The following is a 13,041-nucleotide window of genomic DNA, read 5'->3' as shown; positions in this document are numbered from 1 at the left end:
TTATCGCTGCAGGGCCTGCCTTTCAGGGCGGGGTGGCTCGGCGGGAATCAACTCCGAACCTTCTTGCTCGGCCAGGAACTTCTCGGCCTCCAGCGCCGCCATGCAGCCCATGCCCGCACTGGTCACCGCCTGGCGGTAGATGTGATCGGTCAGGTCGCCGGCCGCAAAGACGCCCGGAATGGACGTGGCCGTGCTGTCGGGCGCGGTCACCACATAGCCGCCCATATGGGTTTCGAGCTGGTCGGCCACCAGTTCGCTCGACGGGGAATGGCCGATCGCGATGAAGACGCCCGAACAGGGCAGCTCGGTCTTCTCGCCGGTCGTGGCGTGGGCGACGCGCACGCCGGTCACGCCCAGCGGGTCGGTCACGCCCAGCACCTCGTCGAGGTTGTGGTCCCACAGGATTTCCACCTTGGGGTTCCTGAACAGCCGGCTCTGCAGGACCTTGTCGGCCCGCAATTCGTCCCGGCGGTGGATGAGCGTGACCTTGGAGGCGAACTTGGTCAGGAAGAGCGCCTCCTCCACCGCGGTGTTGCCGCCGCCGACGACGACGACCTCCTGCCCGCGGTAGAAGAACCCGTCGCAGGTCGCGCAGGCCGAGACGCCGAAACCCTTGAACTGCTCCTCGCTGGGCAGGCCCAGCCAGCGCGCCTGCGCGCCGGTGGCCAGGATTACCGCGTCGGCAGTATACGTGGTGCCGGTGTCGCCCTGCGCGGCGAAGGGCCGTTTCGAAAGGTCGATGGCGGCGATGTGGTCGGCGACGATCTCGGTGCCGACGGCGCGGGCATGGGCTTCCATGCGCACCATCAGGTCGGGGCCCTGCACCTCGGTATCGCCGGGCCAGTTCTCGACCTCGGTGGTGATGGTCAACTGCCCTCCGGGCTGGATGCCCTGGACAAGCAACGGCTCCAGCATGGCCCGGGCGCCATAGACGGCCGCAGTATAGCCCGCCGGCCCCGAGCCGATGATCAGAAGACGAGTATGGCGCGTTTCGGACATGGAGCCCCCCATATGTTGCATGTCTCTGGCAGTGGGTGTGGGATATAGCCATCCGCGGGCCACGGGAAAAGGCATGATTTCGGGATGCCGCCCGGCACGGCTTGCAAGGGTCGCGCCAGAAGGATATTGCGCGAGCCTGAAACATAATTGCGCAAGCCGCGGCATGCGCGTAAGATGCGCAAAATCACGCAGAGGGATTGCCTATGGCAGGCGCCAAACTCGACCCGATCGACCGCATGATCCTGGCGGAATTGCAGGCGGACGGGCGCATGACGAATGTCGAGCTGGCCAAGCGGGTGGGCATTTCCGCGCCGCCCTGTCTGCGCCGCGTGCGCACACTGGAAGAGCAGGGCTATATCCGCGGTTACCACGCCGAGGTCGATCCTCGCCTGTTGGGATTCGAGGTCCAGGTCTTCGCCATGGTCGGGCTGCACAGCCAGGCCGAGGCCGATCTGAGCGCCTTCGAGCGGCGCTGCCGTGAGTGGCCGCTGGTGCGCGAGTGCCATATGCTCAATGGCGAGATCGACTTCATCCTGAAATGCGTGGCGCCCGATCTCTCGACCTTCCAGAACTTCCTGACCGAGGATTTGACCGCGGCTGAGAACGTGGCCAGCGTCAAGACCTCTCTGGTGATCCGGGGCGCCAAGGACGACCCCGGCGTGCCATTCGAAGTGCTGGAGGCGCGGCTCGCGCAGAGCGCCTGACGGACACCGACCCGTTTCAGGTGTAGCTCAGCGCCATCGCTTCCTCATCGGTCAGCCGCGGCGCGGCCAGGGCGCCGAAAAGCTCGACCCGTCCGCCCATCCAGGGGAAGATATGGGCCAGATGGTGATGCACCTCGCCGCCGAGTGTCGCACAGACCTGCGGGCCGGGATGGTAGCTTTCGGTCTCGACGCCATTCGCGGTAACGATCTGATGCGCGTCGAAGGCGAAATTGAACAGTTCGACCGACCCCAGCGGACGCAGCTCGATGATGCTGTCGCCATCCGCCAGGCTGCGCGCGGGCACGAGCGCCGCACGCGCGCCGTGCCGGATCGCGCAGATCTTGTGGCGCAGGATCACGCGGGCGCTGCCATGCAGCACCAGGTCGGTGTCGGGCCGTCGGTCGCCCAGCGCATTGGCCATGATCCGCAGCGATCCCGGCTGAGCCTCGTCGCCGCGATAGTTGATCGGCGTGCAGCCGATCCAGCGCAGCGGCACCGCGCCGTGGTCGCGGGTCAGGACGCGGTCGCCGGGCACCAGATCCTCCACCGCGACCGGCCCGGTCTTCGTGGCGATCAGCGTGCCGCGGGCGAAGGCCGCGCAGCTTTCGGTGAGTTCCGGTGTGTCGGGGAAGACGTGGCTGCCGTCGGCAATCCGGCCCTCTCGGTCGAGATAGCGGAACCGCGCGTGGCGGCGCGGCAAGTCCCGCGGGTCGCGGGCCAGGGCCTGCGTCCCCACCGCCGAGCGTCCCCCGATCTGCGTCAGATCCTGGCGCAGCGTAGAAACCCCTCGCGCGGGGTCGAACGGATAAGTCATGCCATCAGTCCTCTCAAGGTCCTGAGTGCATTCCCACACCGCCCCCACGGGATGAGCGAACACGTCTGAAGTGATGCCCCGGAGCAGCCACGGAGCGCGACCAGTTAGCCGATACTTGCCGGGAAAGTCAAACTTTTGTGTCCAATTGCACGTAGTTAGGCAACAGAGCGTGGTCTTGCCCCGGACACTGTTTCCCGAAATCGCGGTCAATCCTCCGTGTAGACGGCGCCGCGATTCCGCGCCGGAGTTGCGCGACGCGAATCATTGGGGCAGAGTGGGGGAGAGCAGATGGCCACGGCCCGCAAGGCCGCCGCGCAACAGGCAACCGCCGGCTCCGGCGGGCGGCGACAGGACCGGCATTCCATGACTGTCACGCGCTATCATTTCCTGTCCGGCCTGCCAAAGGCAGGGGTGGATGTCCTGTTGCGTGTGCTCGACCAGAATCCCGCTTTCGTCACCGGCGAAGGGACCGCCGCGGCCGCCTTGTTCGAGGCCACGGTTGGACGCATGTCCGACCCGTCCTCGGTGGAGGCGGGCCTGGCGGTGCAGCAGCAGAAGGCGTTATTGCGCGCCGTGCTGGACGCGGTTCATCATGATCGGCCGATCGGCAGCGTGGTCTTCGACAGCAATCCTGCCTGGATTGGCCAGATCGGCATACTGTCCGCGCTTTTTCCGCTGTCGCGCTTCGTGGTGCTGCTGGCGGATGCGGCGGATCTGGACGGTCCGGGCCAGCGCGAGATGCGCGACCTCAAGGCGGCGCTCGACGGCCCCGCGGCTGAGCGTATCCTGGTGATTGAGCGCGGGCGGCTGATCAACGATGCGCTGACCGTCATGGATGTGCTCTACCACTTCCTGCGGGAGCCGGAATTCGATCACGACCTGTCGGAGTTCGAGGCACCGGGAAGGACGGCGGGTGAAGGGTCCGGTGGCGTGGGCGGACGGGGTGCTACGCGCCTGCGCGCGGACGGCGATGCGACGCTGCTCCTGAAATCGGGCTAAGGCGGTGCCTAGCGCGCCGGGGCCTTTGCCCTCGCCGACCGCCCCGCATGCGTCCAGGGCAGGGCGATGTCGGTCCGGGCGCTTTCCCTGAGAACCCATTTCATCCAACGTTTCCGGCTGCGCATCGTCATCTCTCCCTCTCCGCGGCCGCAAGTCGGGCCCGCTTGCGGATCATCCTCGCGCTTCACTGGGGCAGCATGATGGCGCGTCACCATTTTTTGCCGGAGGCGCCGCCAGGCGGGGCCGGGCGCTTGCGACCAGCGGCGGGGATGGCCATGGGCCTTGATTTGCGGCGTATTTGGCAGCACGAAAAGGCGACAAACTCTGGCTATGATTGGTATTGTTTCCGATATTGCGGAAAAATGCGACCTGTCCGCGCCTTCGCGCCGCCACATTCGGGAAGGCGCGCGCCTTCCAGCGATTCACCGATTCGGCGGGTTACAGCCGGATCGCCGAGATCAGCCGCCCGTAATCCGCCTGGCCCTGATGCGTTGCGCGCCGGTAGGAGAAAAACCGCGCCGGATCCTCATAGGTGCAGTGACGGGTCCATTCCGCCTCGGCCACGCCCGCATCGCGCAGGCGTTTCAGCCCGTATCCGGGAAGATCGAACAGCATCCTGTCGCCGTTCCCATTGGCGAAAAAGCGCGCGTTCTCCGGGTCTTCGGCCAGGAAATCGTCGAGGAATTCCGGCCCCACCTCGTAGGCGCCCTGGCTGATCGTCGGGCCGATCACGGCGCTGGTTCTGGCCCGGTCGGCGCCAAGTGCCTCCATTGCGTCGAGCGTGGCCTCCAGCACCCCGTCGAGCGCCCCGCGCCAGCCGGCATGGGCCGCACCGACGACACCTGCTTCGGCATCGGCGAAGAGCACCGGCTGGCAGTCCGCGGTCAGCACCGCCAGCGCCAGCCCCGGCGTCCCGGTGACCATTGCGTCGGCGCGCGGGCGCGGCTCGGGCAGGGGGGCGTCGACCGCCAGGGCGGTGGCGGAATGCACCTGGTGGACCGAGATCAAATTCTCCGGCGCCACCTCCATCGCCTGTGCGGCGCGGCTCCGGTTCAGCTTCACCGCCTCGGACAGGTCGGATGAACCGGGTCCGCAATTGAGGCCGGCGAAAACGCCGGACGACGCGCCACCGCGACGGGTGAAGAACCCGTGGCGCAGGGGCGTCAGCAATTCCGACGTAAGGATCTCAAGTGTCATCTGTCGAATCCGGGCGGTACTGGGCCGCCTTTTGGATAGAGGCCGATTGCCTTGAACAGGCTCCCCATTTCCTGCGGGTGGGTCAAGCGCCGATGTGCGGCGATATGGGCATCCAGCGCGTCGCCCTCCAGCGCGTCGCCCTCCAGCGTTTCGGCCAGCGCGCGGGCGCGCGCGGTGATCCCCAGCCGCTCCAGCAGCACGCCCTGCGGGGTCATCGGCGCGACCTCGGCATCCTGAGCCGCCCCGGCCAGGGCGCCGAAATCCACATGCGCGGTCAGATCCGCGCTGCCCGGCGCGGCAAGCGGGTCCGTCGGGCGGTGCGCCGCGACCGCCTGGAAGGTATCGCCGCGCGGCGGCGCGTCGCCGTAATCGACGATCAGCGCGGCACCGCCCTGCGCGGCGATCCGGCGGGCGATCTCGGCCATCACCGGCCCGGCGGCGGGACAGAGCGTGACCATCTCGCCATGTGCGGTATCGGCGCGCCGCGCCTCCAGCGGCGGCAGTGCGACCGGACCCGACAGCGCGAATCCCAGCCCCTCGCCGGCCAGCCCGACGCAGCGCTCGCGCCAGATATCGCCGTCGCGGATGAACTGGCGTACCGGCAGGGCGTCGAAGAATTCGTTGGCCACGAGGTAGAGCGGTGCATCCTCCGGCAGCGCGGCGGTGTCGGAGACCCATGTCACCTCGCGGTCCCGGAGCGCCTCCTTCTGCCGGGCGCGGAGCGCGGGGCTCGTCTCCACCAGAACGATCCGCGCCGCATCGAGAAAGCCCGGCACCGGCCGCGCCGCGCGCAGCATGTCGGCCATCAACGTGCCGCGCCCCGGTCCGAGCTCGGCCAGCGTGAAACTTGCGGGCGATCCCTGGTCCAGCCAGGCCTGCGCCAGCGCGAGACCCAGCATCTCGCCGAACATCTGGCTGATCTCCGGCGCGGTGGTGAAATCCCCGGCCCGGCCCAGCGGATCGCCCCGCATGTAATACCCATGATCGGGATGCAGGAGGCAGCGCACCATGTAGTCGGCCAGGGTCATCGGCCCGGTCTGCGCGATCTCCGAGCGCAGGAGTGGCATCAGGGGCGTCATGGCGCGCGCCGCCGCGCGACCAGCGCGATCACAAGGCCCACAGCGACCATCGGCAGCGATAGCGTCTGGCCCATGGTCAGCCCCGGCGCATCCGGCCCGCCGCCGAAGCGGATCACATGGCCCCAGGGATTGCCCGGTTCGATGAACTGCGCATCGGCCTGCCGGAAACCTTCCACGAAGGTTCGCGCCGCGCCGTAACCCGCGATGAAGATGCCGGTGATCTGGCCCGGCGCCTTCAGGGCGCCCCGCGCCGTTACCAGCCACAGGATCACCAGCCCCAGCACCAGGCCCTCCAGCCCTGCCTCATAGAGTTGCGAGGGATGGCGCGCACAGGGTACGGGCCAGCCGGGGCCGCAGTCCTGCGCCTGTGCGCCGGGGAAGATCACGCCCCAGGGCGCCTCCGTCGGTCGCCCCCAGAGCTCGGCATTGACGAAATTGGCCAGCCGGCCCAGCAGCAGCCCCACCGGCGTGACCGCGGCCAGGGCGTCGAAGGTGCCGCCCACCGGTACGCCGTTCTTCCAGCAAAAGCCCAGTGCCGCCACGACCACCCCCAGCGCGCCGCCGTGAAACGACATGCCCCCCTGCCAGATCATCGGGATCTCGGCGGGATGGGACAGGTAATACCCCGGCTGGTAAAAGAGCACGAATCCCAGCCGCCCGCCCAGCACCACGCCCAGGATGATCCAGGTCAGCAGCGCCTCGGGCTGCGCGGGCGTCATCGGCGGCGTCTCACCGGGCCAGAGCCGCGGCGCCTTCAACAGCCGCACGACGGCCCACCAGCCGATCAGCAGCGCCGCGATATAAGCCAGTGCGTACCAGCGCAGCGCGAAGGCGAAGCCGCCGATCTCCACCGAGAAAAGCTCGGGGCTGATATCGGGAAAGGGAATTGCTGCCTGCATCGCTCTGTCGCCCCGTTCTTGATGTCCTGACTGCATCCCGCCGCAGCCGCGCGCTGTCAACCGCCGGGTTGAGCTTGGCGGCGCGAAGGCTCATATAGGAGCGAATGGACGTGTAAACCCAGAGGCCGCACCATGCAGACCCGCAACAAGATGTTCGACGACATCTCGCAGCTTATGACGAACGCGATGGGCGTGGCCCAGGGCGCCCGTCAGGAGGCCGAGACGGCCATGAAGGGCATGCTGGACCGCTGGCTCGCCGACCGCGATTTCGTCACCCGCGAGGAGTTCGACGCGGTGCGCGCGATGGCGCAGAAGGCGCGCGAGGAGAACGAGGCGCTGAAGGCCCGCATCGAGGCGCTGGAAGCCGCGGCCAAGCCGAAATCGACCAGGAAGAGCTGACCCTTGCCGCAAGGGGCATAACGAATTCCTTACATTTCCCGCGCAGGCTTGCCCTCGGGGCTGAATCGCGCGTGCGTGTCCCGCAGGCAACGGGGCGCGGCGGCAGCGGGCTTTTGTCTGGCCTGCCGCGGAAAACGCGCATATGACATAACTCAAGGTTGAATTTGTGCGGCTGGGGGCGCGCTGGGATAGTGGGATGGAACATGATCAGGACATCGGCGGCCGCCCTCGCATTTCTGGTTGCGGCGCTGCCCGCCACAGCCGGCGAGCGCATGAATCTCGGCATCGGCACAATCTTCGACAATGACGCGATGGGCGATGGCGACGACCGCTGGCGGTCGGGTTCCTTCGCGATCAGCCATTTCCGCGGTCCGGAATGGCGTGGTAAACTGCCCGAGGCTCCGGGTTCCTTCATCGAGTGGCGGTTCCGCAGTGAGATCATCACCCCCGAGAACGTCTCGGGCACGGCGATCACATCGGACCGGCGTTATGTCGGCGTGCTCTCTGCGGGGCTGCATACCCATTTCCAAAGGAACGGGGCGGAGGTGAGCCTCGGTGCGGATATCGTCGCGATCGGCCCGCAGACCGGGCTCGACGATTTCCAGGATGCGGTGCACGACCTGATCGGCACATCCGAGCCGCGCTCCGCCGTCAACCAGATCGGCAACGACATCGTGCCCACCGTGACGCTGGAGGTCGGCCGGGAACTGGCGCTTGCTGGCAACGGCCATGTCCGCTTCCGTCCCTTCGTCGAGGCGCAGGCGGGGATCGAGACACTGGTCAGGATCGGTGGCGATTTCACCTTCGGGGGGACGGGGATGGGCGCATTCCGGATGCGCGACGTGGTCACCGGTCAGCGCATCGACGGTGTCATCGGCACCGCAGATACCGGCCTGTCCTTCCTCGTCGGCGGCGACATCGCCTATGTCGCCGACAGTTTCTACCTTCCCTCCCGCCTCGGCTTCGACCTGACCGAGACCCGAAACCGCCTTCGCGCCGGGCTGCAATACGACGGCGAGATCGCGTCGGTCTTTTACGGCGTGACCTGGCTGGGGGAGGAATTCGAGGCCCAGCCGGAGAGCCAGGTCGTCGGAACGATTGCGATTAACCTCAATTTCTAGAAGGAATTCCCGGCAGATATAAAGACTTGTTCAACCGATTCGCCCCGTGTTAACCTTTTCGTCAATCCGCGGCGTCAACGAATGCCGTGCACAAGAAGAAGAAAAAGACGGCAGGCATCGAGGCATGGGAACGGGCTATCAGGGCACGTATGTAATCACGTGGTCACAGGTCAGCGTCGTGGGTGACGCACCGGCACCGGAAGCGGTGCGCGAGGGCATGGTGTTGCGCTGGAGCGGCGAGGCGACGCGGCTGGACGGGCCGCCATCTGTGCTTCTGCTGGGCGACCCGGCCGGGTGCGGCGAAATCCGCCGGCGCGCCGGCCGCAAGTTGCGGCGCATCGCCGGGGCGCCGCTCGCGCCTGCCCCAGAAGACCTGGCCGAGGCGCTGCCCGAGAACGGCTTTCTCGTCACCGATGGCGCGGACCGCTACACGATGGTCCGGATCGACCGGGGCGCGCATCGCGTGCCGTTGATCCTCTTCGAGGATGGCGTGCCGCCGCCGGACCGGCCGCTGCGCGTGATCCGCATCCAGGGCGAGGAGGCGCCGGTGATCCGCCACGCCGCCGCCTGCGGACATTTGATCTGCTTCACTCAGGGCACTCGCATCCGCACCCCGTCGGGTGAGCGACCGGTCGAGGATTTGCGGCCGGGGGATCCGGTTTCCACCAAGGACAGTGGCGCGCAGGAACTGCGCTGGGTCGGCAGCCGCTACATTTCCGGGGCGCGCATGTTCGCAATGCCGGAACTGCGCCCTGTGCGCATCCGCGCTGGCGCGCTGGGCGGGGGTGAGCCCGACAGCGATCTCTGGGTCTCGCCCGAGCACCGGATGCTTTATCGCGGGCCCAATGCGCAGGCGCTCTTCAACGAGCCCGAAGTGCTGGTGGCGGCGCGCGACCTGATCGACGACCGTTCGATCATGGTGGACCACACGCTGCGCGAGACGCGCTACATCCATCTGCTCTTCGCCCGGCAGGAGGTGCTCTGGGCCAATGGTGCCGAGACAGAAAGCTTCCATCCCGGATCGGCGGCGCTGGAGTTGATCGCCCCCGACCAGCGCGAGATATTGCTGGAGCTGCACCCCGAGATCGCCCGCGACGGCATGGCCTATGGGGACCATGCACGCCGGGTTCTCGCCCGGCCTGAGGCCGAGATACTGCGCCTCGGCGGCACGGGGCATTGACAGCACGCGCGGCGCGGGTATAACGCGCATCCATCCGGGGTCTGCGAGGCCCCGGTTTTCATTGGTGTTGGCGGCCCCCGCAAGGGGATGCCTGTCGGCCCCGGATCAGGTCCGGGGCAAAGGACAACGCCCTTCGATGTTGCGGCCCGGACATCGGGAACCGGTATCCGGATCACGCCGCAACGCCATGTGAGAAGGAGATCAGACGGTGACCAAACGCACCTCTGCCAAGTACAAGATCGACCGCCGGATGGGCGAAAACATCTGGGGCCGCCCGAAATCCCCCGTCAATCGTCGCGAATACGGGCCCGGCCAGCACGGTCAGCGCCGCAAGGGCAAGATGTCCGATTTCGGCCTGCAACTGCGCGCCAAGCAGAAGCTGAAGGGGTATTACGGCGATCTGACCGAAAAGCAGTTCCGCCGCATCTATGCCGAGGCCGAGCGCGTGCGCGGCGACACCGGCGAGAACCTGATCGGCCTGCTGGAGCGGCGCCTCGACGCCGTCATCTACCGCGCCAAATTCGTGCCCACGATCTTCGCCGCGCGGCAGTTCGTGAACCACGGCCATGTGCTGGTCAACGGCAAGCGCGTCAACATCCCGTCGTACCGCGTCAAGGAAGGCGACGTGATCGAGGTGCGCGAGCGTTCCAAGCAGCTTGGCCTGGTGCTGGAAGCCGTGGGTCTGGCCGAACGCGACGTGCCCGATTACCTGGACGTGGATCACTCCAAGATGACCGCGACCTTCACCCGCACCCCGTCGCTGGCCGACGTGCCCTATGCGGTGATGATGGAGCCGAACCTGGTCGTCGAATTCTACGCCATGAACTGATCCGCCGAAGCGGAGCAAGTTTTCAGGGCCGTCCCGCCGGGGGCGGCCCTTTTCCATTGCGCCATCGGTTCGGGCAAAATCGCACAACACATGTCTGCAAAGCGGGTGATACGGCCTCTCGCCAAAGCCCGAAAAAGCCTCTATCTGCATGTCCATGCTGAACCGACCCCGTCTTTCCAAGGTCGCGCTGGCCGAGGCGCAGCGCTATCCGTTCCACCGGCGGCCGGTCTTCCTGCTGTGCCTGATGGCGGCTGCAATGCCCATCGCGTTTGCCACATGGTCGGCGCTGCTCAACAATTTCGTCATCGAGGCGGCGGGCTTTTCAGGGGTGGAGATCGGCTGGCTGCACACGGTGCGCGAGATCCCCGGCTTCCTGGCGATCGGGGTGATCGCGCTGATCGTGCTGATCCGCGAGCAGGTCCTGGCGCTGATCTCGCTCATCGCTCTCGGGGCGGGCACGGCGGTGGTGGCGCAGTTCCCGGAATTCCAGGGGCTCCTGATGACCACGCTCGTCAGTTCCATCGGCTTCCATTACTTCGAGACGGTCAACCAGTCCCTGCAATTGCAGTGGATCGAAAAGGACCGTGCGCCGCAGGTGCTTGGCTGGATCGTGGCGATCGGGTCGGGCGCGTCGCTGGTCTCTTACGGCACGCTCGTGGTCACCTGGAAGGCTTTCGAGCTGTCCTATGGTCTGGTCTACGGGATCGCGGGCGGGGTGACGGCGGCCATCGCGCTCTACTGTCTGGCCGCCTTTCCGCAGTTCGAGGCGCCGAACCCGCAACTCAAGAGTTTCGTTCTGCGGCGGCGTTACTGGCTCTATTATGCGCTGCAATTCATGTCGGGCGCGCGGCGGCAGATTTTCGTGGTCTTTGCCGCCTTCATGATGGTGGAACGCTTCGGTTTCGAGGTGCATGAGGTGACGGCGCTCTTCATCATCAACTTCGTGGCCAACATGACCTTCGCGCCACTCATGGGCCGGCTGGTCGCACGGTTCGGGGAACGCCGCGCGCTGATTTTTGAGTATTTCGGGCTGATCCTGGTCTTCCTGGCTTATGGCGGGATCTACTGGTTCGGCTGGGGCGTGGTACTGGCGGCCGCGCTCTATGTGATCGACCATCTCTTCTTCGCGCTGGCCTTCGCGCTGAAGACCTATTTCCAGAAGATCGCGGATCCGGGCGACATCGCCCCCACAGCGGCTGTCGCCTTCACCATCAACCATATCGCCGCGGTCGTGCTGCCCGGCGCGCTGGGCTATCTCTGGGTGGTGGCGCCGGGGGGCGTCTTCGTCCTGGCCGCGGCGATGGCGCTGGTCTCGCTGGCACTGGCGCTGATGATCCCGCGCCATCCCGGTCCGGGGCATGAGACCGTCTTCGCGCCGCTGCTGGCCGCGCCCGCGGAATGACGCCGCGGCGCGCGCTTGACGGGACCGGGGCGCGGGCCTAATCGGGGTCGGTCATCATCCGGCTGGAGAGCCCCATGCCCACATTCACCGCCCTGACCACGTTGCCCGGCCAAGCGGCGGCCGAGGCGTTCGTCGAGGCGTTGGAGCGGCTGGAGCCGGAACCCACCGGCGTTGGCATTTTCGAGATCGAGGACGGATCGGGATTCTGGGAGGTGGGCGGCTATTTTGCCGAGGCACCGGATGCGGCGGCGCTCGACCTGCTGGCGGCGGCCTTCGGCGCGCGGACTTTCGTGGTCTCGGAAGTGCCGGAAACCGACTGGGTTGCTCATGTGAAACGGGAACTGGCCCCGGTGACGGCCGGGCGGTTCTTCGTCTATGGCAGCCATGACGCCGGCCGGGTGCCCGAGGGTGCGGTCGCGCTGCTGATCGAGGCCGCAATGGCCTTCGGCACCGGCCATCACGGCACCACGAAGGGCTGCCTTCAGGCGCTCGACCGGCTCGTCGCGGCGGGCGTGGAGGCGCGCATCGCCGCCGATATCGGCTGCGGCACGGCGGTCCTGGCGATGGCGGCGGCACGGATCTGGGGGCATCCCGTTCTGGCCAGCGATATCGACCCGGTCGCGGTCGAGGTCGCGCAGGCCAACGCCGCCGCGAACGGCCTTGCGGACAAGGTGATCTGTCTGGAGGCGGCGGGGTTCGATCATCCCCGGCTCAGGGAAGCCGCGCCCTTCGACCTGATTTTCGCCAATATCCTCAAGGGGCCGCTGGTCGAGCTTGCCCCGGACATGGCGGCCACCTGCGCGACGGGCGGTCATGTCATCCTCTCGGGGCTGCTGAACGATCAGGCCGAGGCGGTCTTGACCGCCTACGACGCGGCGGGGTTCGGTCTGTGCAACCGGGTCGAAATCGGCGAATGGACAACACTCACGCTGCTAAAACCACACGGCTGATTGGCGCGGAGCGGAGAATCGGCTATAAAACACGCGCGTGGGGGCGCATTTGGAGCTGTATTATGGCCGATGCGAACCTCAAGTCGTTCCACGACAGGATATCGCGTATCGAGCACGGCGGGCACCACGGCGCCCGGCGCGGGCTATTCGGCAGGTCGCGTGCCAGGGATCCCGAACGCCGGGGCCTGCGCCTGCCGCTGCGCGGTCTGCTGATCGTCGGCATGGTCTTCGTGGGTATGAAGGCGGCGCTGATGTCCGAACTGGGCACCGAGGCATATCTGGAGAAGGTCGAGGCGCTGAGCGCGCGCGAGGGCTATGAAGCCTGGGGCGCCAGGCTGATGGCGCCCGATCCCGTCACGATCTACACGCGCGACACGATCGGGCCCTTCCTGGTGAACCTGGCCCGTCTCTGAGCCTGTCTCCGGACCCGGTCCCGAATGGAAAAGGCCGCGCCCCCCAGGGGGACGCG

General features: G+C 67.0%; 14 protein-coding genes. 9 read left to right on the top strand and 5 right to left on the bottom strand.

Annotated elements, in window-relative coordinates; translation table 11 throughout:
- Nucleotides 1-999: a thioredoxin-disulfide reductase gene (gene trxB / locus DDZ14_RS17015; RefSeq protein ID WP_109426199.1), complete on the bottom strand. Its 999-nt coding sequence runs from the start codon at nt 997-999 to the stop codon at nt 1-3.
- A 203-nt stretch (nt 1,000-1,202) separates the two neighbouring features.
- Between trxB and DDZ14_RS17010 the strand changes: the two genes are divergently transcribed.
- Nucleotides 1,203-1,703, top strand: a complete 501-nt coding sequence (locus DDZ14_RS17010) for an Lrp/AsnC family transcriptional regulator (protein ID WP_109426180.1) — start codon at nt 1,203-1,205, stop codon at nt 1,701-1,703.
- A gap of 16 nt (nt 1,704-1,719) precedes the next feature.
- On the opposite strand, the gene DDZ14_RS17005 is transcribed toward DDZ14_RS17010, so the two are convergent.
- The gene (locus DDZ14_RS17005; protein WP_109426179.1) at nt 1,720-2,517 is read right to left on the bottom strand and encodes a Hint domain-containing protein; all 798 of its coding nucleotides are present in this window, start codon (nt 2,515-2,517) and stop codon (nt 1,720-1,722) included.
- A gap of 288 nt (nt 2,518-2,805) precedes the next feature.
- On the opposite strand from DDZ14_RS17005, the gene DDZ14_RS17000 reads away from it, so the two are divergent.
- Complete coding sequence (locus tag DDZ14_RS17000) at nt 2,806-3,516, top strand: hypothetical protein (protein WP_109426178.1); 711 nt, start codon at nt 2,806-2,808, stop codon at nt 3,514-3,516.
- Nucleotides 3,517-3,954: 438 nt separating this feature from the next.
- Here the strand turns inward: DDZ14_RS17000 and pgeF are convergent, their stop codons facing one another.
- From pgeF to lgt, 3 genes are read right to left on the bottom strand one after another with little or no spacing between them, the layout of a single operon-like run.
- Nucleotides 3,955-4,713 carry a peptidoglycan editing factor PgeF gene (gene pgeF / locus DDZ14_RS16995; protein WP_109426177.1) on the bottom strand — a complete coding sequence of 253 codons (759 nt, stop codon included), beginning with the start codon at nt 4,711-4,713 and terminating at the stop codon, nt 3,955-3,957.
- Complete coding sequence (locus DDZ14_RS16990; protein WP_109426176.1) at nt 4,710-5,792, bottom strand: class I SAM-dependent methyltransferase; 1,083 nt, start codon at nt 5,790-5,792, stop codon at nt 4,710-4,712. Before DDZ14_RS16990 ends, pgeF begins: the two co-directional genes overlap by 4 nt.
- The gene (lgt, locus tag DDZ14_RS16985; RefSeq protein ID WP_109426175.1) at nt 5,789-6,691 is read right to left on the bottom strand and encodes a prolipoprotein diacylglyceryl transferase; all 903 of its coding nucleotides are present in this window, start codon (nt 6,689-6,691) and stop codon (nt 5,789-5,791) included. The genes DDZ14_RS16990 and lgt overlap by 4 nt, the downstream gene beginning before the upstream one ends.
- A 132-nt stretch (nt 6,692-6,823) precedes the next feature.
- On the opposite strand from lgt, the gene DDZ14_RS16980 reads away from it, so the two are divergent.
- The 7 genes from DDZ14_RS16980 to DDZ14_RS19770 all read left to right on the top strand — a co-directional run bounded on the left by DDZ14_RS16980 (nt 6,824) and on the right by DDZ14_RS19770 (nt 12,985).
- Nucleotides 6,824-7,090 carry an accessory factor UbiK family protein gene (locus DDZ14_RS16980; protein WP_109426174.1) on the top strand — a complete coding sequence of 89 codons (267 nt, stop codon included), beginning with the start codon at nt 6,824-6,826 and terminating at the stop codon, nt 7,088-7,090.
- Nucleotides 7,091-7,293: 203 nt separating this feature from the next.
- Nucleotides 7,294-8,211: a lipid A-modifier LpxR family protein gene (locus DDZ14_RS16975; RefSeq protein WP_109426173.1), complete on the top strand. Its 918-nt coding sequence runs from the start codon at nt 7,294-7,296 to the stop codon at nt 8,209-8,211.
- Nucleotides 8,212-8,389: 178 nt separating this feature from the next.
- The gene (locus DDZ14_RS16970; RefSeq protein WP_369915260.1) at nt 8,390-9,391 is read left to right on the top strand and encodes a Hint domain-containing protein; all 1,002 of its coding nucleotides are present in this window, start codon (nt 8,390-8,392) and stop codon (nt 9,389-9,391) included.
- 208 nt (nt 9,392-9,599) lie between these two features.
- The gene (gene rpsD / locus DDZ14_RS16965) at nt 9,600-10,220 is read left to right on the top strand and encodes a 30S ribosomal protein S4 (RefSeq protein ID WP_109426171.1); all 621 of its coding nucleotides are present in this window, start codon (nt 9,600-9,602) and stop codon (nt 10,218-10,220) included.
- A 154-nt stretch (nt 10,221-10,374) separates the two neighbouring features.
- Complete coding sequence (locus tag DDZ14_RS16960; protein WP_109426170.1) at nt 10,375-11,622, top strand: MFS transporter; 1,248 nt, start codon at nt 10,375-10,377, stop codon at nt 11,620-11,622.
- Nucleotides 11,623-11,696: 74 nt separating this feature from the next.
- A complete protein-coding gene (locus tag DDZ14_RS16955; RefSeq protein ID WP_109426169.1) occupies nt 11,697-12,572 on the top strand; it encodes a 50S ribosomal protein L11 methyltransferase in 876 nt (291 codons plus the stop codon).
- A gap of 62 nt (nt 12,573-12,634) precedes the next feature.
- Nucleotides 12,635-12,985 carry a hypothetical protein gene (locus tag DDZ14_RS19770; RefSeq protein ID WP_158275555.1) on the top strand — a complete coding sequence of 117 codons (351 nt, stop codon included), beginning with the start codon at nt 12,635-12,637 and terminating at the stop codon, nt 12,983-12,985.
- The last annotated feature ends 56 nt before the right edge of the window (nt 12,986-13,041 follow it).

This window comes from Maritimibacter sp. 55A14, from assembly GCF_003122205.1.
Lineage (GTDB): Bacteria > Pseudomonadota > Alphaproteobacteria > Rhodobacterales > Rhodobacteraceae > QEYE01.
This window is presented reverse-complemented; position numbering and strand designations above follow the sequence as displayed.

Excerpts from the sequence above, each read along its gene's own strand:
- DDZ14_RS17005 (WP_109426179.1), bottom strand. The coding sequence starts at position 2,517 with ATGACTTATCCGTTCGACCCCGCGCGAGGGGTTTCTACGCTGCGCCAG.
- DDZ14_RS16980 (WP_109426174.1), top strand. The coding sequence starts at position 6,824 with ATGCAGACCCGCAACAAGATGTTCGACGACATCTCGCAGCTTATGACG.
- DDZ14_RS17000 (WP_109426178.1), top strand. The coding sequence starts at position 2,806 with ATGGCCACGGCCCGCAAGGCCGCCGCGCAACAGGCAACCGCCGGCTCC.
- DDZ14_RS16955 (WP_109426169.1), top strand. The coding sequence starts at position 11,697 with ATGCCCACATTCACCGCCCTGACCACGTTGCCCGGCCAAGCGGCGGCC.
- DDZ14_RS16990 (WP_109426176.1), bottom strand. The coding sequence starts at position 5,792 with ATGACGCCCCTGATGCCACTCCTGCGCTCGGAGATCGCGCAGACCGGG.
- DDZ14_RS17010 (WP_109426180.1), top strand. The coding sequence starts at position 1,203 with ATGGCAGGCGCCAAACTCGACCCGATCGACCGCATGATCCTGGCGGAA.
- DDZ14_RS16960 (WP_109426170.1), top strand. The coding sequence starts at position 10,375 with ATGCTGAACCGACCCCGTCTTTCCAAGGTCGCGCTGGCCGAGGCGCAG.
- lgt (WP_109426175.1), bottom strand. The coding sequence starts at position 6,691 with ATGCAGGCAGCAATTCCCTTTCCCGATATCAGCCCCGAGCTTTTCTCG.
- DDZ14_RS16975 (WP_109426173.1), top strand. The coding sequence starts at position 7,294 with ATGATCAGGACATCGGCGGCCGCCCTCGCATTTCTGGTTGCGGCGCTG.
- DDZ14_RS19770 (WP_158275555.1), top strand. The coding sequence starts at position 12,635 with ATGGCCGATGCGAACCTCAAGTCGTTCCACGACAGGATATCGCGTATC.
- trxB (WP_109426199.1), bottom strand. The coding sequence starts at position 999 with ATGTCCGAAACGCGCCATACTCGTCTTCTGATCATCGGCTCGGGGCCG.
- pgeF (WP_109426177.1), bottom strand. The coding sequence starts at position 4,713 with ATGACACTTGAGATCCTTACGTCGGAATTGCTGACGCCCCTGCGCCAC.